Raw genomic sequence first — 18,622 nt, 5'->3', positions numbered from 1 at the left:
CTTATACTTAAGGGGATTTTTTTATTACTTCTCTTTTAGTAATTCCGATAGCGTTATTTTTTGTCTATAGAGATGCTGTAAAATTAATATCTGCTGTTGTGCTTGTTCCACTTTGCCATTGTAAGCCAACAATTTTGCGTATTTACGTAAGTTGTATGGAGTTGCTTTATTCTTTACTAAATTTCCCCATTCCACTAAATCATTCTCAGATAAGGTAGTTCTAGGATTAAGTTCAATCCATTTTAAACGCTGCTCAAACTGTGTTAAAACAAAAATTTTACCACTTCCCATAAATTCAGCATTTGGACGCTTATTATTAAAAAGCAAATTACTATTCAGAACATAGACATTGTAATCACGTAGAATTGCAATAATAAGCAATAAACTTACAACCCATGATAAGCGAAGAAGATGTTTACTGAGGACAATTCCTTTAAGCACAGGAGTCTGGGCTTGTACCATACCAAGCAGGAATCCACAGGTAAGCAAGAAATAAGCGTAGCGCTGTGGAAACTCAAACATAGCATGAATAAGTACCGCACATACCATCATAATCGCTATAATTGAGATAGTATTTTTAGCCTGTTGATTTAGCCAAAGAAACCAAAAAACAAAGTAAGTAATGATTACAGCGCCTAATGGGATACCATTCCAGATGATGATATCCAGTAGCACATTATGAGCACTATTAAACCATACATGCACTGTCCCATATTGAATACTATCAACTACAGCAACGCTAGTTTGACTCCATCCATACCCTAACCATGGCTGTTGAGCTATAGCATGTAATATTTGTATCCACATCCCTATACGCTCATGCCCCGACCCTGCACGCGCGACAAACGAACTTGTTTCAGTAATTTCTGTATTTGTAGAGAATTCAATAAATTGAGTAATATAAGGTAAGATTAGCCCCGCAATTAGAAAAAAAGCTAAGCACCATAAGAAGCCTTGAGTAAATCCAAATCTTTTTTGCTTTTTAAATTGCTTAACCACCCAGTAGATGAATAGGAATGGAAAAACGATCCATGAAGTTCGAGACTGACTCAATGCAATGGTAAATAAAATAATCAATGCTGAAGGTAATAATAACCACAACGTTACTTTATTTTTTTCATATAAATATAAACATCCTAACAACCCGATAATTAAGAATGTCGCCATGTTGTTAGGTTGACCAAAATTACCGTAAGGACGATTACCAATTAGATGAAGTGTATAAATTAAATGTGATTCAATATTCAGCCACTGGAAAATTGCTATAAGACTAGTTAATAGCGATGTAATAATTACTAATAAGCTAAAACCTGAAAAAATTTGATCTCTCTTTTTTTGATCTAAAGATAAGTTGTAGCCAGCCAAGACCATAAACCAAAAACCTAATAAGTAAAATGTACTTAATAAAGCCGTACTTAAATCAAAAACTAAACCAAAGCCCCACTGGACAATAGGAATTAAAGTAAATGGCAGCAACAATAGTTGTGCTCTAGGAATTTTAATATTTTGTTGAATTAGAGCCGCCAATACACATAACCCAGCCCCAAAAGTACTGAGTTCACTTGAGAACATCACCCAAGGGCTATAATGAAATGGAGACAACCATGCAAAACTCAACAGGATTGCAGCGAGGAATAGGAAGAATACTTGCATAGTGAAAGGTTAAAGGCCAAAACTTGGGAGAATTATACATGGAAGAGGATGATAAGAATTAAGCCCTATTTGTATTCCCTCATCCTATATCTCTTACTTTTACTTCCAAGGTCTTAAATCTACAATTTTAACAACCTGAGCAGAGCTCTTATTCATCAAAACAACCATATCTACAGCATTGGCTTTTAAAGGAACCCATGCATCAGCTGATGGATATTTTTTTAGAATTTCTTTTACTTGCTGTTTAGAATTAAATTTTTCAAGCTCATTTAAGTTTTGAACTCTATGCTGTATAAGAGGCTTAATTTGTACTAAATCTACATAAAGTTCTGGCCGTTGAGCAGAAGAAATACCACTAAATATTTCATCAAACATACTTTTATTGCGCTCTTCCTTATTTTTTGGCACTTCAACAGCGGCAAAGCTGGGCTTAAACCAAGAAGGATAACGGAATTGTGGCCGAACTGTTTGAAGATTGGTATTAGTAATTTCATTATTACGTACAAGCTCAAAACGATCAACATTATAGATCACCCAAGCAGGTCGACCTTGAACAATGCTATATAAACCATATCCTAAAGCTAAAATTTGAATTAGGATGATTACTGTTAAATCAAATTTAAGTGTTTTCTTTTCTTCTTTATATACAAAGAAGCTTAAGGTAGGGCCTAATATAACATCTATAGCTATTATCATTATAAAGAGGTGAATAGCTCCTACAGCTTTGGCTAAAGGTTCTGGATACCAAACAAGAAAAAAACAAATGAGAATAATTAAAGCTACTATCATCGAAATAGATAGGTGACTTAAAAAGAATTTAAAGCGCTTAGACATCTTAATACTCTTAATTATTCTGTACTTAATAAAAAAGACCGAAAAAACGGTCTTTTTTTATTTATCTAAAAATTAACGGCAAGCAGCTGGAGCAAATTTTGCTTCTAATGTACCAGCACTTAAACCTTGATCTAATTGTGAATCTGTAGCAGCTTTATGTGTAGCAGATGCACACCCCCAATCAATTGCTCCAGTCTGTCCATTTTTTAATGCAACATCTAATTCTATGCCTGGGTTACCTGCAGCCTGAGCACGAACATAAGGTTTAAGGAAGAGTGTGTTTGCGGCTGCACCAACACCAACTGCTGCTCCGTTATAGATGACTTCAATTTCGCCAGTTTCATCATCAATCTGTACAGAAGTAACATATTTAGAGTTTGCACCACTGCCTGCAGCTTGCGCATTCCAAGTAGCAGCTACCGACTTTAAATCGTTTACTGAAGCAGCATCTGATGCAATCATTTGTTTTGCACTATCCGCTAAATTTAATCCCTCAGAAATACGTGTACGTACGGTATAATCTGAATAAGCAGGAATTGCGATCGCTGCCAAAATACCAATAATGGCAACTACGATCATGAGTTCAATTAATGTAAAACCTTTTTGTGCATTCATAGCCTTTTCCCCAAAGATTGTATGTATGTTTTTATGTAAGCTTTTTCAGCTACGAACTATATAGCAGCATCCATGCCAACTTTTATTTTAATTAAAAAACAAATACTTATATTAAATTTAACTATTCTTAAATATTAAATCGGTGTAAATAATTGACAAAAATCGTCACTCAAACTTTATTGGTAATATGTCACTAATAAAAAATAGCTCATAACTTATTTCAATTTTTTAATTCTTTATTGTGATAAAAATCTCATTAAAAATAGAAAAAAAGGTGACATTTTTTGTCAGTCACCTTTGAAAATAAAATTAAGAAAATTAGCTAATATAGGAATGTTACAAGGTAGTTTAATTAAGAATAATCGGAGCATTCCCTAATTCATTGGATTGATCAGGCATGTTTTCGTCATAAAACCGTGACATCACCTCTCCAATTTGTTGTACGCCCATTACTACAGCTTGTTGGTATTGCTTTTGCTTCAGCTTTTGTACTATTACTTCACAAATCTGCTGCCAGACCTGATCATTGGTTGCATTTCTAATACCACGGTCAAATATAATTTCTACTGTTCGTTCACATAAATTTAGGTATAACAATACGCCACTATTTAAGGCGGTATCCCAAACACCTAATTCTGCAAATAATTGCTGTGCTCTTAAACGAGTATTTTGTCTGTAGGCTTGTGACACTGGAATATGGCCTTCAATTACAACCTGTATTTCTCCAACATGGCCATGTTCTGCTTGTTGTACAGCATCGGCAATAGCTTGCTTATCTTGTTTTGAAAAATAACGACTACTGGCAGGTAAATAGCTTAGATGTTTAAACCAACGTTTTAGACTTGGCTCTACAGATTCCTCAATTTTTGGTTGAGTAATAATTTGTGTTGTTTCTGATGTTGTTACCATGAGCCTGAAGCACCTCCACCGCCAAAACGACCTCCGCCGCCACCATAGCCTCCGCCACCTCCGCCGAAGCCTCCTCCACGTCCACCACCAGAACCACTTAAAATGGCCTGTAAAATAAATTGGGCAATTGATGTAATAAGTAAAAAGAAGATACCAAAACCAAGTAGTAAGCTAGTGACTAGCCCTGCCCCATTTACGAATCCTGCTACTGCAGCAGCAACCCCTGCTGTAGAGGCACTAAGCGGACGACCAACAATAAACGAACCCACAATTCCAGCAACAAGAATAAATAAAGCCATTGTCAGCGTTGTCTGCTTGGCTTGTTGCTCTTCCGCAGCTTGATGTTGGCGTTCTTTTAAATCTTGAGCAGCTTGCTGTGCTACTTCTGGGTCAAGATTTAAAATTCTTCCGATTTCATCAAGACCTGCACTCAAACCTTGGGCATATTGGGCTTGTTTAAAATAAGGTGTAATTTGGTTTCGAATAATCCGACTTGCCACAATATCCGGCAATACCCCTTCTAAGCCATAACCGGTTAGTATTTGTATACGGCGGTCATTTACAGCGACTGCAATGAGTAATCCATTGTCACGTTTAGATGATCCCAATTGCCACTTTTCGCCAACACGTAACGCATAATCAAAGATATCTTCTTGACCAGTTGTGGGAACAATCACAATACCAATCTGCGCTTTGCCTTGTTGATATAAACTTAGAATTTTTTGATTAAGTTGCTGCTTCTCAGCCTCGCTTAAGATATTGGCTTGATCAATCACAGGTTGGTTTAAAGTTGGCAAACCACGAATTGATTCACCATCAGCCATATCATTCGCAACTTGGACTTGAGGAGCAGGACTTGAAGCAGCTTGCCCCTCTAGTTTAGTTGCAGCAGCTTGAGTTTGTTGCTTTTGAATAATTTTGCCAGCAACTATTGCATCAGCCTCATCGGTAGCAGTTGCAATATTAGTTTCACTCCATGCCGTATTCTGAAAAAGAACACCACAACAGAGCAAAATTAAGGTCGAGATAAAGACCTTAATTTGCTTTGATTGAAGCAATAGAGTATTTCTCATACGGCACCCCTTTGATTTATAAAATTAATCAAAAGAAACTTTTGGAGCCTGTTGTGCAGATGCTTCTGCAGAGAAATTGGCTTTTGGATGCATACCAATTACTTTTGCTGTTACCGCCTGCGGGAACTGACGCACATATGAGTTATAGTCTTGTACTGTTGTAATATAACGATTACGCGCAACAGCAATACGGTTTTCAGTACCTTCAAGCTGAACTTGTAGTTCTTGGAATTGAGTATTGGCTTTCAAATCTGGGTAATTTTCCGAAACAGCAATGAGTCGAGATAACGCCCCTGTTAATTGACTTTGAGCCTGTTGATATTTTTCAAGTAAAGCTGGGTCTTCTAAAACTTCTTTATCAACTTTTAAACCTGCCACATTAGAACGTGCCTGTGTCACTTCAGTTAATACTTGCTCTTCGTGCTTAGCATAACCCTTAACTACGTTCACAAGATTTGGTACCAAATCTGAACGACGTTGATATTGGTTTTGTACTTCAGACCACGCTGCTGTTACAGCCTCATCTTTTACTTGTAGAGTGTTATAGCCACATCCCGAAAACAGTAAGGTACTGGCAAGTGTTGTTGCGATCGCAAATTGTTTCAACGTTTTCATCGTCACATTATCCTCAAGTTTTTCTTTATATTTTTAACCTCTTTACCTGATTGTATGATGAATTAGGCATTATTGTGTTGCTTTTATTTTATTGATTTTAAAAAACCGGACTTTTAAATCCGGTTATCTATTAGCTCAATCGCTAATCTTTTTCTTGTTCAAAACTTGCCATTTGATATTCTTCTGCTAAAGAGCTTTTCCAATAATTAACCATCCTGCCATAATCTTTTTGACTCGGATGAAAGTCTTTTTTGTAATATGCGAAGTATTCAGGCATTAACTGAACAAGCATCTTCATCAGCAAATATAATCCAAATAAATTACCCCCGATTTTAGGTAAGCTATTCCATTTATCTTGCCAAAATAAACGAGTTGTTCCATAAAAAGCGAGGCTCGCAAATCCTGTAGTGACGCTACGCATTAATAATCTGCGAATACGATCATCACCATATACATGTTGATAAACATCAAATGCAACCGAACGGTGTTCAATTTCTTCAATCGCATGCCATACCCAAAGTTTTAGCGCATCTTCATCTAGCGTCTTTAATAACTCTGGGTGCTGTAAGACATATCCCCCAAGTAAAGCAGTGAAATGTTCAAACGCACAGGTCAATGCCAATTGCAGCTTAGGTGGAATTGTTCTTAAATATTTATCACGCTCATTTAGCCAATTTTGAAAACTGTCCAGATTATAATTATCCCGTCGCCAAGCTTCATTAAACTCACTATGAGCTTTAGAATGCATGGCTTCTTGTCCAATAAACGCCGCAATTTGTGCTTGTAGCTGAGGATCTGAGACTTTATCACGCACATTACGTACGCTATTTACAAAAAATTGCTCACCCACAGGAAACGTTGATGAGAGTGCAGTTAAAAAATGCGACATGAGAGGTGAATTTGCAAAATAGTGCCGCTTGATCGCCTTTGGATTAAATTCAAGACGACGCACTGTAATACCCAACGCTTTTCGACGATTTAAATATGATTTTTCTGCCGTCATACCTGCGATGTTCATATTCAACACCTACTGTATTGAAGAAGGAAGTTTCGAGTATGTCGCGAGCTTTAAACGCTAAAAAGGGCAAAAAAGCTTATTATATTTGCCAAAAACATCAAAGTGACTAATGGTAGACAATAAAAAAGCCTACTTGAAGTAGGCTTTTTTTCAGTTATTTAACAAATTAATTTATTAAACACCAAGATAATCCAAAATGCCTTCAGCAGCTTGACGGCCTTCCCAGATCGCAGTAACGACAAGATCTGAGCCACGTACCATATCACCACCAGCAAAGATTTTCGGGTTTGATGTCTGGAATTTGAATTCTTGCTTTTCAGCTGCGACAACACGGCCTGAACCATCAAGATTGATATTCACATTACCAAACCAGTCTGCTGGGCTTGGGCGGAAACCGAAAGCAAGTAAAACTGCATCAGCTGGTAATACTTCTTCAGAACCAGGAATTGGCTCAGGACTACGACGGCCACGACTATCTGGTTCACCCATTTGTGTCGTTACCACTTTTACGCCTGTTACCTTGCCATTTTCACCAACGATTTCGACTGGTTGGCGATTGAATAGGAATTTCACACCCTCTTCATAGGCATTTTTTACTTCACGCGCAGAGCCTGGCATGTTGCTTTCATCACGGCGGTATGCACAAGTTACATCGTGAGCACCTTGGCGTAATGAAGTACGGTTACAGTCCATAGCGGTATCACCACCACCAAGAACAATAACTTTTTTACCATCTAGGCTAATGTATTCACTTGGATCTTTTTCCCAACCTTGGCAACGGTTCACGTTAGAGATTAAGAAATCAAGTGCATCATAAACACCATCAAGATCTTCACCTGGGAAGCCACCCTTCATGTAGGTGTAAGTTCCCATACCCATGAATACAGCATCATATTCTGCAAGTAATTCATCAATCGTGATGTCTTTACCAATTTCAGTATTTAAACGGAATTCGATGCCCATACCCGTGAAGATTTCACGACGGCGTTTCATTACGTCCTTTTCCATTTTAAATTCTGGAATACCGAATGTAAGTAAGCCACCAATTTCAGGACGCTTATCAAATACAACTGGTTTAACACCACCGCGAGCTAGAATATCCGCACAGCCTAAACCAGCAGGACCCGCACCAATAATTGCAACTTTTTTGTCAGTCCATTTTACGCCTGACATATCTGGACGCCAGCCTAAAGCAAAAGCTGTGTCATTGATATATTTCTCAGCATTACCAATGGTTACTGCACCAAAACCATCATTTAAGGTACAAGCACCTTCACACAAACGGTCTTGTGGGCATACGCGACCACATACCTCAGGTAGTGTGTTGGTTTGATGACAAAGCTCAGCAGCTTGGAAAATTTGGCCTTCAGCGATCAGTTTTAACCAGTTTGGAATGTAGTTATGTACAGGACATTTCCATTCGCAATATGGGTTACCACAACCTAAACAACGATGAGTCTGATTAGTGACAGTTTCCGATGTAAAAGGTTTATAAATTTCCACAAATTCTGCTTTGCGGACAGTAATATCTTTTTTCTCTGGATCTTGGCGTGGTACATCCAGAAATTGAAAGTCATTATTTAGGCGTTCTGCCATGTCTCTCTCCGTGGGTAGGCGCGGATTTCCTTGTTGCCCGCACCTGCCTATGTCTTTGCAGTCGTGGAATTATTGTGGGTCAGCTTGTGTTGTTTTCAAAAGCGTTTGCAAATTAGCAGCTTTTGGTTTCACAAGCCAGAATTTACGGCTGTAGAAATCGAACTCATTGCGGATTTTATAAGCCCAAGCACTACCAGTTTCTTTGATATGCTCATCGATAATACGCAACAAGAACTCTTTATGATCTTCCATAGATTCTGTTGAGATACGATTTAAATCAATCAATTCATGGTTGTAGTAATCTACGAAGTCATTATCGAGGTCAAGTACATAAGCAAAACCACCAGTCATGCCCGCACCAAAGTTATGGCCTACTTTACCAAGTACAGTCACAACACCACCTGTCATATATTCACAACAGTGATCACCCGCACCTTCGATTACAGCAAATGCGCCAGAGTTACGAACTGCAAAACGCTCACCCGCTGTACCTGCTGCAAAAAGCTTACCGCCAGTTGCACCATACAAACAGGTATTACCAATAATTGCTGTGTTTTGTGTTTGGAAAGGTGAACCTTGTGGTGGGAAAATCGAAATACGACCACCCGCCATACCTTTACCTACATAGTCGTTTGCATCACCTTCAAGACGGATGTGTAAACCACCAGCATTCCAAACACCAAGAGACTGACCAGCTGTACCAGTTAAGTTCATTACAACTGGATGTGCTTCCATACCCAAGTTGCCGTAGCGACGAGCTATTTCACCCGAAACACGAGCACCGATTGAGCGGTCACAGTTCACGACGTTGAAGTTGAACTGACCACCAGCGCTTGACTCAATTGCAGGCAGCATTTCAGTGACCATTCTCTCAGCCAATACACCTTTATCGAATGGTGCATTACCTTCTACTTGACAGTATTGTGCTTTACCTTCAGCAGAAGGATGAGAAGTTAACAGAGCACTTAAATCAAGGTGAGCATGTTTTTCAGTTTCGCCCGGTAATACTTCAAGCAAATCAACACGACCAATTAAGTCTTTCAATGAAGAAACACCTAGTGCAGCCAACCATTCACGAGTTTCTTCCGCAATAAAGTGGAAGAAGTTGATGAGCATTTCTGGCTCGCCAATGTAGTGCTCTTGACGTAAATGATCTTGTTGAGTTGCAACACCAGTTGCACAGTTATTTAAGTGACAAATACGGAGGTATTTACAACCTAAAGCGATCATTGGTGTTGAACCAAAGCCGAAACTTTCAGCACCTAAAATTGCTGCCTTGATTACATCAAGACCAGTTTTTAAACCACCATCAGTTTGTACACGCACTTTTCCACGCAAGTCGTTTACACGAAGTGCTTGATGCGCCTCGCTAAGACCCAATTCCCATGGAGAACCTGCATGGTGAATTGAAGAAAGTGGAGATGCCGCCGTACCACCGTCATAACCAGAAATGGTAATGAAGTCCGCATATGCTTTAGCAACACCTGCTGCAATTGTTCCTACACCCGGCTCAGATACCAATTTCACAGATACCATTGCTTTCGGGTTAACTTGCTTCAAGTCAAAAATTAACTGAGACAAATCTTCAATTGAGTAAATGTCGTGGTGTGGCGGAGGTGAAATTAGCGTTACACCCGGTACTGAGTAACGTAAACGTGCGATTAAGCCATTTACTTTACCACCCGGTAACTGACCACCCTCACCTGGTTTCGCACCCTGAGCAACTTTAATTTGCAATACTTCAGCAGAAGTTAGGTATGCAGGAGTTACACCAAAACGACCAGATGCGATCTGTTTGATTTTCGAGTTACGAATTGTGCCGTAACGAACAGGATCTTCACCGCCTTCACCAGAGTTTGAACGACCACCAATCGTGTTCATCGCGATTGCAATTGCTTCATGTGCTTCTGGAGAAAGAGCGCCTAAAGACATCCCTGCCGAGTCAAAACGAGGCAAGATATCTTCAACTGATTCAACTTGTTCAACTGGAATTGAGTTCGTTGTTTTTAACTTAAATAAGTCACGAATAGTCGCTACTGGACGATTATTCACCAGCTCAGCATATTCTTTAAAGTCTTCGTATTTACCAGAGCGAACGGCTTTGTGTAATGCGTTAATCACATCTGGGTTAAACGCATGGTATTCTTTATCAAATACGAATTTGAGCAAACCACCCTGATCAATTGGCTTACGATTTGACCAAGCTGTCGCTGCTAATTTTTTCTGGTCTTTTTCAAGATCAGCAAATGTTGCACCCTGAATACGACTTGGAACACCTAAGAAACATTGATCTACCACTTCTGATGATAAACCTACTGCTTCAAATAGCTGACCGCCACGATAAGAAGCAACTGTAGAGATACCCATTTTTGAAAGAACTTTTAATAAGCCTTTCTCAATACCTTTACGGAAGTTTGCTTGAGCATGGATTGGGTCACCTAAAAGCTCACCTTTAGCGATCAAGTCATTGATCACGTCATATGCAAGATATGGGTAAACAGCCGTTGCACCAAAACCAAGTAATACTGCAAATTGATGCGGATCACGTGCAAAACCAGTTTCAACCATGATGTTTGCATCAGTACGCAGACCAGTTTTGATGAGGTAATGATGTACCGCACCTGTTGCAAGTGCTGCGTTTGCTGGCAGTAAACCTTGACGGATATTCTTATCAGTTAAAACAATTAAAGTTTTGCCATCACGAACCGCTTGCGCCGCTTCTTCACAAATACGCGTGATCGCAGCTTGCAAGCCTTCTTCTTCAGCATAGTTTAAATTGATATCAACTGCTTCATAACCCGGACGCTCGATGCTACGGATTTGCTGCATTTTTGAATTTGACAATACAGGGCTAGAGATGATGATACGGTCAGCATGCTCAGGGCCTTGCTCAAAGACATTTTGTTCACGACCTAAACAGGTTTCAAGCGACATTACAATTGACTCACGTAGCGGGTCAATTGGCGGGTTCGTAACTTGAGCGAACTGTTGACGGAAGTAATCTGTTACGTGGCGTACTTGACGAGATAATACAGCCATTGGCGTATCATCACCCATAGAACCAACAGCTTCTTGTCCGCTTTCAGCGATTGGACGTAACAACTGGTCGCGCTCTTCAAATGTCACCATAAACATTTTTTGAGCCGCTTTTAAAGCATCGCCAGTTAAACCTTTATCGACTAATTGCTCTTCAAGTTCTGGGTTTGCATTTAAACGAATCGCATGATCACGTAACCACTCACGGTACGGACGCATGTTTTTCAAATGTGTACTAACATCTTTAGTATCAAGTACTTTGCCTGTTAAGGTATCAACTACCAAAATTTGGCCAGGACCTACACGACCTTTAGAAACTACGTCTTCAGGCTCATAACCCCAAACACCGATTTCAGATGCCAAGGTAATGTAATCATTTTTGGTAATTACCCAACGCGCAGGACGCAAACCGTTACGGTCAAGCATACAGATTGCATGACGGCCATCTTGAATAACGAGACCTGCTGGGCCATCCCAAGCTTCCATATGTTTAGAGTTGAACTCATAGAATGCGCGTAAGTCTGCATCTAAAGTTTCTACGTTTTGCCAAGCTGGTGGTACGAGCATACGTAAGGCACGGAATAAATCCATACCACCACCGACTAAGATCTCAAGCATATTATCTAAGCTTGAAGAGTCCGAACCCGTACGGTTAACGATTGGGTTAAGCTCAGTAAGACCTGGTAATAATGGGTTTTCAAATTTAGGAGTACGCGCCAACGCCCAGTTACGGTTTGCTGTAATTGTGTTGATTTCACCATTATGAGCAAGGTAACGGAATGGTTGAGCCAACGGCCAACGCGGCAATGTATTAGTAGAGAAGCGTTGGTGGAATACCACGATATGTGATTTTAAACGCTCATCAGCTAAGTCTGTATAGAACTCAGCAATTGCAGCCGGCATCATCAAGCCTTTATAGCTGATTACTGTCGAACAAAGCGTAGTCACATAGAATGACGGATCATTTTGTAATTGTTGTTCTGCACGACGACGTGCCAAGAATAATTTACGGTTAAATTCAACTTCAGTTACGCCCATTGGACAGTTCACAATGACCTGTTCAAAAGCTGGTAAAGATTGAAGCGCAATTTCACCTAATGCATCGTTATTTGTAGGGACAACACGCCAAGCCAGTACACGTAGGCCATCTGACTCGATTTCTTTCGTTAAAATATTTTTAGAATGTTGCGCTAATGCCGGATCAGTATTTAAAAATACAGTACCCACAGCAAAAATTTCACTCAGTGTAATATCACTCAGTTTTTTTGCTTCATCACGGAAAAATTGCTTTGGCATCGCCAATAATAAGCCGCAACCATCTCCCGTCTTGCCATCTGCGGCAATACCACCACGGTGCGTCATGCAACTTAAACTGTGAATCGCGGTTTCAACTAGATGATGACTTGATTCACCCTTCATATGGGCGATCAGTCCAAAACCACAGTTATCCTTAAACTCATCAGGTTGATATAAACCTTGAGCGGGAGCTACAGTATTAGGCGATGGCATGTGCATAGCGTACCCTTCTTTCAATAAGGCTCTTTCGAGCGTCAAACAAACAACTTCTTTTTGCGATAGTGCCTACGGACGACAGTTAGCTCAATGTTTCACAAAAAAAATTTTTGGGCTGATAAGCCAATATACGCTGTTCCATTTTTACGTACACTGGTTTTTGCTATAAAAATGTTTTGACTTATTTCGCACTCTTTTAAAGCAGTTCGACCCCTCGACTCTGCATAGAATTTACTCTTTAGAGCGCTAAAATAGTTTACAGCACATTAATAAGCACAAGAATAAAGCAAAAACTATGCCAATGTTATTTTTTGCAATTAAGTATTTATAATTATTGAAAATAGATCGATTTTATTCGCGTTATCATTTTAATAAATGACTAAATATGCACCACAGGTGATCAAAAATTATATATAACCATTATTATTGCACCATATTTGTGCGATACATCCTTATAATTAATTACCTCTTGTGCCCTCATTTGTTGCATTTTTTAATGAAGGTTCTGTTGTACGATTCTGTTGAGCCTTTTTAGCCACATCAACTGCCGAATTAGACTGATGTACATCCACAACATTCCCCTCAGCATCTCGACGAATAATGGTTGTACGAGTTGTAGAGTTTGTGGCTGGAGCCGTCACTTTAGGTTGTGTAGCCACGCCGCCCCCTATGAGCAAGGACTCATCAATTTTAGGTAGAGCAGCTGGACGTAACCGCACTTCATAAGTTTGGCTAATACCACCTTTCATTTCATCCGCACCTAAATCATTGACTAATGGCGCATAGGTCGAAAATTGTTGCGGTTGGGGTTTAATTGATTCAGGTAAATCAAGATTAAGTTGGGTTAACTGCTGAATTGCATCTTCAGAACGTTTAAATACACCATATGTCAAAACATATTGTTCAGATTGTTTATCTCCGCTTAAACGGAAGTAGATAAATTTATTCCGTTCTGGACGATTTTTTAAAAAGTTTTTAATAATATCTTCATCAGACGCACGGAAAAGCTCAAGCGTCCATTGTTTCTTGTTTTCATTAATAAATTTTGTACCGCGGAACTCTGCCTCATGCTGACCAGAGGCAACCGTACGGGTTGTTAAATCAAGAGGTCTAACTTCATCAGCTAAAGCCCCTAAATTAGCCGTTGTTGCCACCTTCTCTGGCTGAATTTGCACTGGCGCATCCGAATCAGCTGATTTTTCAACTTCAACCAGCTTTTTACTATCGGTCATTACCCAAAAAATAAAAGCGAGCAACAAGCAGACGATACCACCCACCAACCAGATATATTGTTGAACATTCTGCCAAAGTGTACGTGATACAGTCATGTGTTACCTTAATTTATTATCCGTGTTGATTTGCCAAAATAGCTTGTTTCATGAGTTCAACATCAAAGTCTTTAGTAATTACTGCTTGCCCAAGTTGCTTTAACAGCACTAAACGTAATTGACCATTGAGAACTTTTTTATCATGCGCCATATATCCAAGGAATTCATCCAATGGAATTTTTGGACATGATATCGGCAAATTAGCGCGTTGAATAATTTTTTTTGTACGCTCTACATCATCGCTTGAAATCCAACCTAAACGTTGTGATAAATCAGCCGCCATCACCATGCCTGTCGCTACTGCTTCACCATGCAACCAAGTGCCATAGCCAAGGTAAGATTCAATCGCATGACCGAAAGTATGACCCAAGTTGAGTAAAGCTCGTTCGCCTTGCTCTTTTTCATCGTTGGCAACAATTCGTGCTTTATGAGCACATGAACGATAAACAGCTTCTGCTAAAAGTTCAGCATCTCGCCCAATTAACCCATCCATATTCTGCTCTAACCAAACAAGAAAATCAGCGTCACCCAACAAGGCATATTTAATGACTTCTGATAATCCAGCAGATAATTCTCGATCTGGTAAAGTATCGAGTTGAGCCATATCAGCCAAAACAACTTGAGGTTGCTGAAATGCGCCCAACATGTTCTTACCAAGAGGATGATTAATCCCCGTTTTACCACCCACACTTGAGTCTACTTGTGAAAGAAGTGTAGTCGGAACCTGAACAAAGTAAACACCACGTTGGAAACATGCTGACGCAAAACCAGCCATATCCCCAATAACACCACCACCCAAAGCTAAAACCGTACAATCACGATTAAAACCAGCTTCAAGTAAAGCATCAAAAATTAAATTTAGATGTTGAATATCCTTATATTTCTCACCATCTGGCAAAATACAAGTCGCTACAGTTTTACCTAAACTTTTTAAAGCTTCTTGATAATGAGATAAATATAAAGGAGCGACCGTTTCGTTACTCACGATCATGACCTGTTGACCATGAATATAAGGCTCAAGCAACTGCTTAGGATCAAGTTGACTGCCAATAAAAATAGGATAACGGCGTTCGCCTAATTCAACATGTAAAGTTTGCATGAGTTTATAAAACCACAAGTAAGTTTGGCTATTTTAGCGGGTTGGACAAAATAAGTTGCAAAATCTTTTGAGCAAGATCACGAGCAGCACCCTGATTGGTTTCAATCGTGTAATGCGCAACTTCACGATATAAAGGATCACGTATTTTTAACAAATCACGTAATTTTTGTTCAGGGTTTTCAACTTGTAATAGAGGTCTATTTTTATCGCGGTAAGTTCGTTGTAATTGTAGTTCTACAGGAGTGTAAAGATAAACAACAATACCACGTTGCTTTAGAAATTCGCGGTTGGGTGCTTGAGTAATTGCACCTCCGCCTGTCGCCAACACTAAGGCTTTACGGGAAGTCAACTCATTTAACACTACGGTTTCACGAGTACGAAATCCAAACTCCCCTTCTTTCTCAAAAATCCAGGGAATAGTGGCACCTGTTTTGCGTTCAATTTCATGATCACTATCTAAAAATTCACGCCCTAATAGTTCGGCTAAATGACGTCCAACGGTTGTTTTTCCTGCCCCCATGGGCCCTACCAAATAAATATTTGGCAGGGTTTCAAACGCTTTGCTTGGCAAGGCGCCACCTATTTCAATTGCTTTCATTAAAAAATATATTAATGATTTCTCACCAAAGTGTCATTAACAATTCGTGGCGTAACGAAAATCAGTAACTCTTGCTTATCATCAGATTTCACATCTTTTCTAAACAAACGCCCAACCACAGGAATGTCTCCAAAGAAAGGAACCTTGGTTTGTGAATTAGAAGTCGTCTGCTCAAACACCCCTCCTAAAATGACTGTCTCACCATTATTAACAAGTACATTGGTATTAATATTATTCTTATTTAAAATTAATTCACCATTAGGTGCTTCACCAGCTACAGAATCCTTTGAAATATCCAATTTCATTTGAATTTTACCATCAGGTGTAATGCTCGGAGTAACATCTAAGCTTAGGAGCGCATCTTTAAATGAAGTAGTTGCTGTGGAACCCGCACCAGAAGTAGTCGTCATCAGATAAGGAACTTGCTGGCCAGTAGCGACTTTTGCAGATTGCTTATCTGCGGTCATGACTTTAGGTGTGGAAATAACTTCACCATAGCCATCGGCTTGCAATGCAGAAAGTTCGAGATCAAGCATAAAATCAGACATACTAATCAAGCCAAAGGCAATACTTCCAGCTGGATTAGAAACCCCTAAATCGACATTTAAATTATCTGGACGTTCAATCGTATATTTATAACCACCGGTAGTATCATCTTTTTTGGGCTCGCGTAAATTCCATAAGGTTGTTTCGCTACCACCAACTAATAAATTATTATTGTTGGTAATCCCTTGCGATAATATTCCCCATTTGACGCCAAGCTCTTTGGTAAAAGAAGTAGAGGCTCTTACAATACGCGCCTCAACCATAACCTGCTTCACTTGTACATCAAGTAAATCAATCATTTTACGGATTTTATCAATGTTTTGAGCTGTATCATTAATAATTAAAGTATTAGTCCGTGTATCAGCCACAGCACTACCGCGTGAACTTAGCAAGCTCTCCAACGCAAGAGAATCCGAGTTTGCAGTACGATTCGCAACTGCCCCCTTCCCGTCACGAGAATCCTCGATTAACTTAAGTAAATCGATGGCTTTGGCATAACTCAAATGAATATAATCGGTTTGGATCGGTGCTAACTTAATCGTTTGCGCTAAAGCTTTTGCTTCATCATCTTCGGCTTTAATCAACTCTGCAACTGGAGCAACCCAAATAACATTACCATTTCTACGTTTATCCAGATTTTTAGTTTTTAAAATAATATCAAGTGCCTGATCCCACGGAACATCTTTTAACCGCAAAGTAATATTACCCTGAACACTATCGGCAGCCACCATATTAATACCAGTGAAATCTGCAAGTAACTGTAGAACCCTACGAACTTCAATATCCTGAAAATCAAGAGAAAGCTTATTACCAGAATAATTAGATGGTTTAGATGAAGTGTTTACACTTTTATCTTGAGGACGTTTTAGACTAATTGTTAATTTATTTTCCGCCTGATAAGCCATATATTCATAGCTACCAGTAGATTGAATCGTAATAATACCATTGCCTTTATCATTATATGATTCAATGGTCGAAACAGGCGTTGCAAAATCATTTACATTTAAGCGTTTAGCTAAATGAGTAGGAATTTTAGAACCTAAAGTTCTTACTACAACTTTGCTACCTTGTTGCTGCACATCAACAGGAGTGTTACTTCCCAATAGGTCAATAACGATAAGACCTTCCCCTTGACTACCGCGTTGGAAGCCGATATTTGAAACGCCTTGGGGTTGTGCCGCACTTATTGCTACAGGTTTAGCTACAGCTTGCGCAGAATTAATCTTTAAAATAAAAGTGTTGCCTTCAATACGAGTTGTAAAAGCACCTGCCTCTTTCAAATTTACAGTTAAACGTGAACGCTGATCATCAGAGCTTATATCGACCGAACTCGCTTCATCCGTTCCAATCGCTACTTTTGATTGGGTTAAATTCAGCTGCGCTTTATTAAAATCTAAAACCAAACGTGAAGGATTTTCAAGTTGATATGCTTGCGGTTGTGGCGGCAAGCCATTAAACATAACTCGAATTTCTGTACCTTGGCCCGCTATTTGCGTCGGTACAATATTGGTCATGCTGACCTGTGCAGATGCAACTTGCGTAATTGCAATCGCTATAGCCCCCATCGAAAACTGACGGAATACGTGATTCATTGTCTAACCATCCCCAATAAATAATCTTTAAAAATAATTTTTTCTTTGTTATTCCCTAAATTTTAGGGCGCAGGTCCAATTAACACTAAGGTTCTTGGTCTCTCCACATAACCTTCTCGCCCATCAGGGACAATCTCCACCAAATCAATCTGAGTAGGACCAATATGGGTAATCCGACCTTGATTCATCCCGATATAGTTCCCTACCTGCACTCGCTCAATTTGTTGATCAGGTGTTTGGATCAGAGCCATGACTTGCCCACGGCTGTTACGCATACTTCCTTTCATATTTAAGGACTCTAATGCATAGCTTTCGAGTGGCTGTGGTGCTCGTGAGAAATTCGGATATACTCGTTTCCCCGCCATAATTTTGAGCTCAGCAGCAAGTGAGCTTGGTAAAAATGGGCTCTTTAACTGATGGGCTGCATAATTAAACTGTGGTACAGGCGTAAAAACAGGCGCGGGTTCTATGGCTTGTGGTGGCTGATTACGTATATCGGCCATTTGCTGATTTACGGCGTCGATTCTAGAGTCGCATCCAGCTAAAGCTAAACATGCCAAAATAGAAAGAGAAAATTGTTTAAGTTTCATCGTAATTC

General features: G+C 39.5%; 14 protein-coding genes. All 14 read right to left on the bottom strand.

Going from position 1 to position 18,622, the window contains the following annotated elements; all coding sequences use genetic code 11:
- Positions 1-24: 24 nt before the first annotated feature.
- A complete protein-coding gene (locus tag JGE69_RS11375) occupies positions 25-1,653 on the bottom strand; it encodes a PglL family O-oligosaccharyltransferase (RefSeq protein ID WP_199113507.1) in 1,629 nt (542 codons plus the stop codon).
- Between the two features lie 99 nt (positions 1,654-1,752).
- Complete coding sequence (gene tfpZ, locus JGE69_RS11370; protein WP_069124529.1) at positions 1,753-2,487, bottom strand: TfpX/TfpZ family type IV pilin accessory protein; 735 nt, start codon at positions 2,485-2,487, stop codon at positions 1,753-1,755.
- A gap of 72 nt (positions 2,488-2,559) precedes the next feature.
- A complete protein-coding gene (locus tag JGE69_RS11365) occupies positions 2,560-3,102 on the bottom strand; it encodes a pilin (protein WP_060464985.1) in 543 nt (180 codons plus the stop codon).
- 348 nt (positions 3,103-3,450) lie between these two features.
- The gene (locus JGE69_RS11360) at positions 3,451-4,011 is read right to left on the bottom strand and encodes a TPM domain-containing protein (RefSeq protein WP_199113506.1); all 561 of its coding nucleotides are present in this window, start codon (positions 4,009-4,011) and stop codon (positions 3,451-3,453) included.
- Complete coding sequence (locus tag JGE69_RS11355; RefSeq protein WP_199113505.1) at positions 4,005-5,084, bottom strand: TPM domain-containing protein; 1,080 nt, start codon at positions 5,082-5,084, stop codon at positions 4,005-4,007. Before JGE69_RS11355 ends, JGE69_RS11360 begins: the two co-directional genes overlap by 7 nt.
- Before the next feature lie 24 nt (positions 5,085-5,108).
- A complete protein-coding gene (locus tag JGE69_RS11350; protein WP_002117090.1) occupies positions 5,109-5,699 on the bottom strand; it encodes a LemA family protein in 591 nt (196 codons plus the stop codon).
- 142 nt (positions 5,700-5,841) lie between these two features.
- Positions 5,842-6,717: a metal-dependent hydrolase gene (locus JGE69_RS11345; protein ID WP_104075351.1), complete on the bottom strand. Its 876-nt coding sequence runs from the start codon at positions 6,715-6,717 to the stop codon at positions 5,842-5,844.
- Positions 6,718-6,891: 174 nt separating this feature from the next.
- Entirely contained in the window at positions 6,892-8,313 is a 1,422-nt protein-coding gene (locus tag JGE69_RS11340) for a glutamate synthase subunit beta (protein ID WP_002117101.1), read from the bottom strand.
- A 69-nt stretch (positions 8,314-8,382) separates the two neighbouring features.
- Positions 8,383-12,858: a glutamate synthase large subunit gene (gene gltB, locus JGE69_RS11335; RefSeq protein WP_171259326.1), complete on the bottom strand. Its 4,476-nt coding sequence runs from the start codon at positions 12,856-12,858 to the stop codon at positions 8,383-8,385.
- Between the two features lie 461 nt (positions 12,859-13,319).
- Positions 13,320-14,189, bottom strand: coding sequence for a hypothetical protein (locus tag JGE69_RS11330; protein ID WP_069124518.1), 870 nt, complete (start codon positions 14,187-14,189; stop codon positions 13,320-13,322).
- A 16-nt stretch (positions 14,190-14,205) separates the two neighbouring features.
- The gene (aroB, locus tag JGE69_RS11325; protein WP_044103315.1) at positions 14,206-15,288 is read right to left on the bottom strand and encodes a 3-dehydroquinate synthase; all 1,083 of its coding nucleotides are present in this window, start codon (positions 15,286-15,288) and stop codon (positions 14,206-14,208) included.
- A gap of 28 nt (positions 15,289-15,316) precedes the next feature.
- Positions 15,317-15,886 (bottom strand): shikimate kinase AroK, encoded by a 570-nt coding sequence (aroK, locus tag JGE69_RS11320; protein ID WP_002116987.1) that lies wholly within the window; start codon positions 15,884-15,886, stop codon positions 15,317-15,319.
- Between the two features lie 11 nt (positions 15,887-15,897).
- Positions 15,898-18,024, bottom strand: coding sequence for a type IV pilus secretin PilQ (gene pilQ / locus JGE69_RS11315; RefSeq protein ID WP_199113504.1), 2,127 nt, complete (start codon positions 18,022-18,024; stop codon positions 15,898-15,900).
- 62 nt (positions 18,025-18,086) lie between these two features.
- Positions 18,087-18,614, bottom strand: a complete 528-nt coding sequence (locus tag JGE69_RS11310; RefSeq protein WP_002116864.1) for a pilus assembly protein PilP — start codon at positions 18,612-18,614, stop codon at positions 18,087-18,089.
- Between the last annotated feature and the right edge of the window lie 8 nt (positions 18,615-18,622).

It is taken from the genome of Acinetobacter sp. C13 (assembly GCF_016809775.1).
Lineage (GTDB): Bacteria > Pseudomonadota > Gammaproteobacteria > Pseudomonadales > Moraxellaceae > Acinetobacter > Acinetobacter pittii.
The sequence above is the reverse complement of the archived record's forward strand: the minus strand, read 5'-3'. Positions and strand labels throughout refer to the sequence as shown.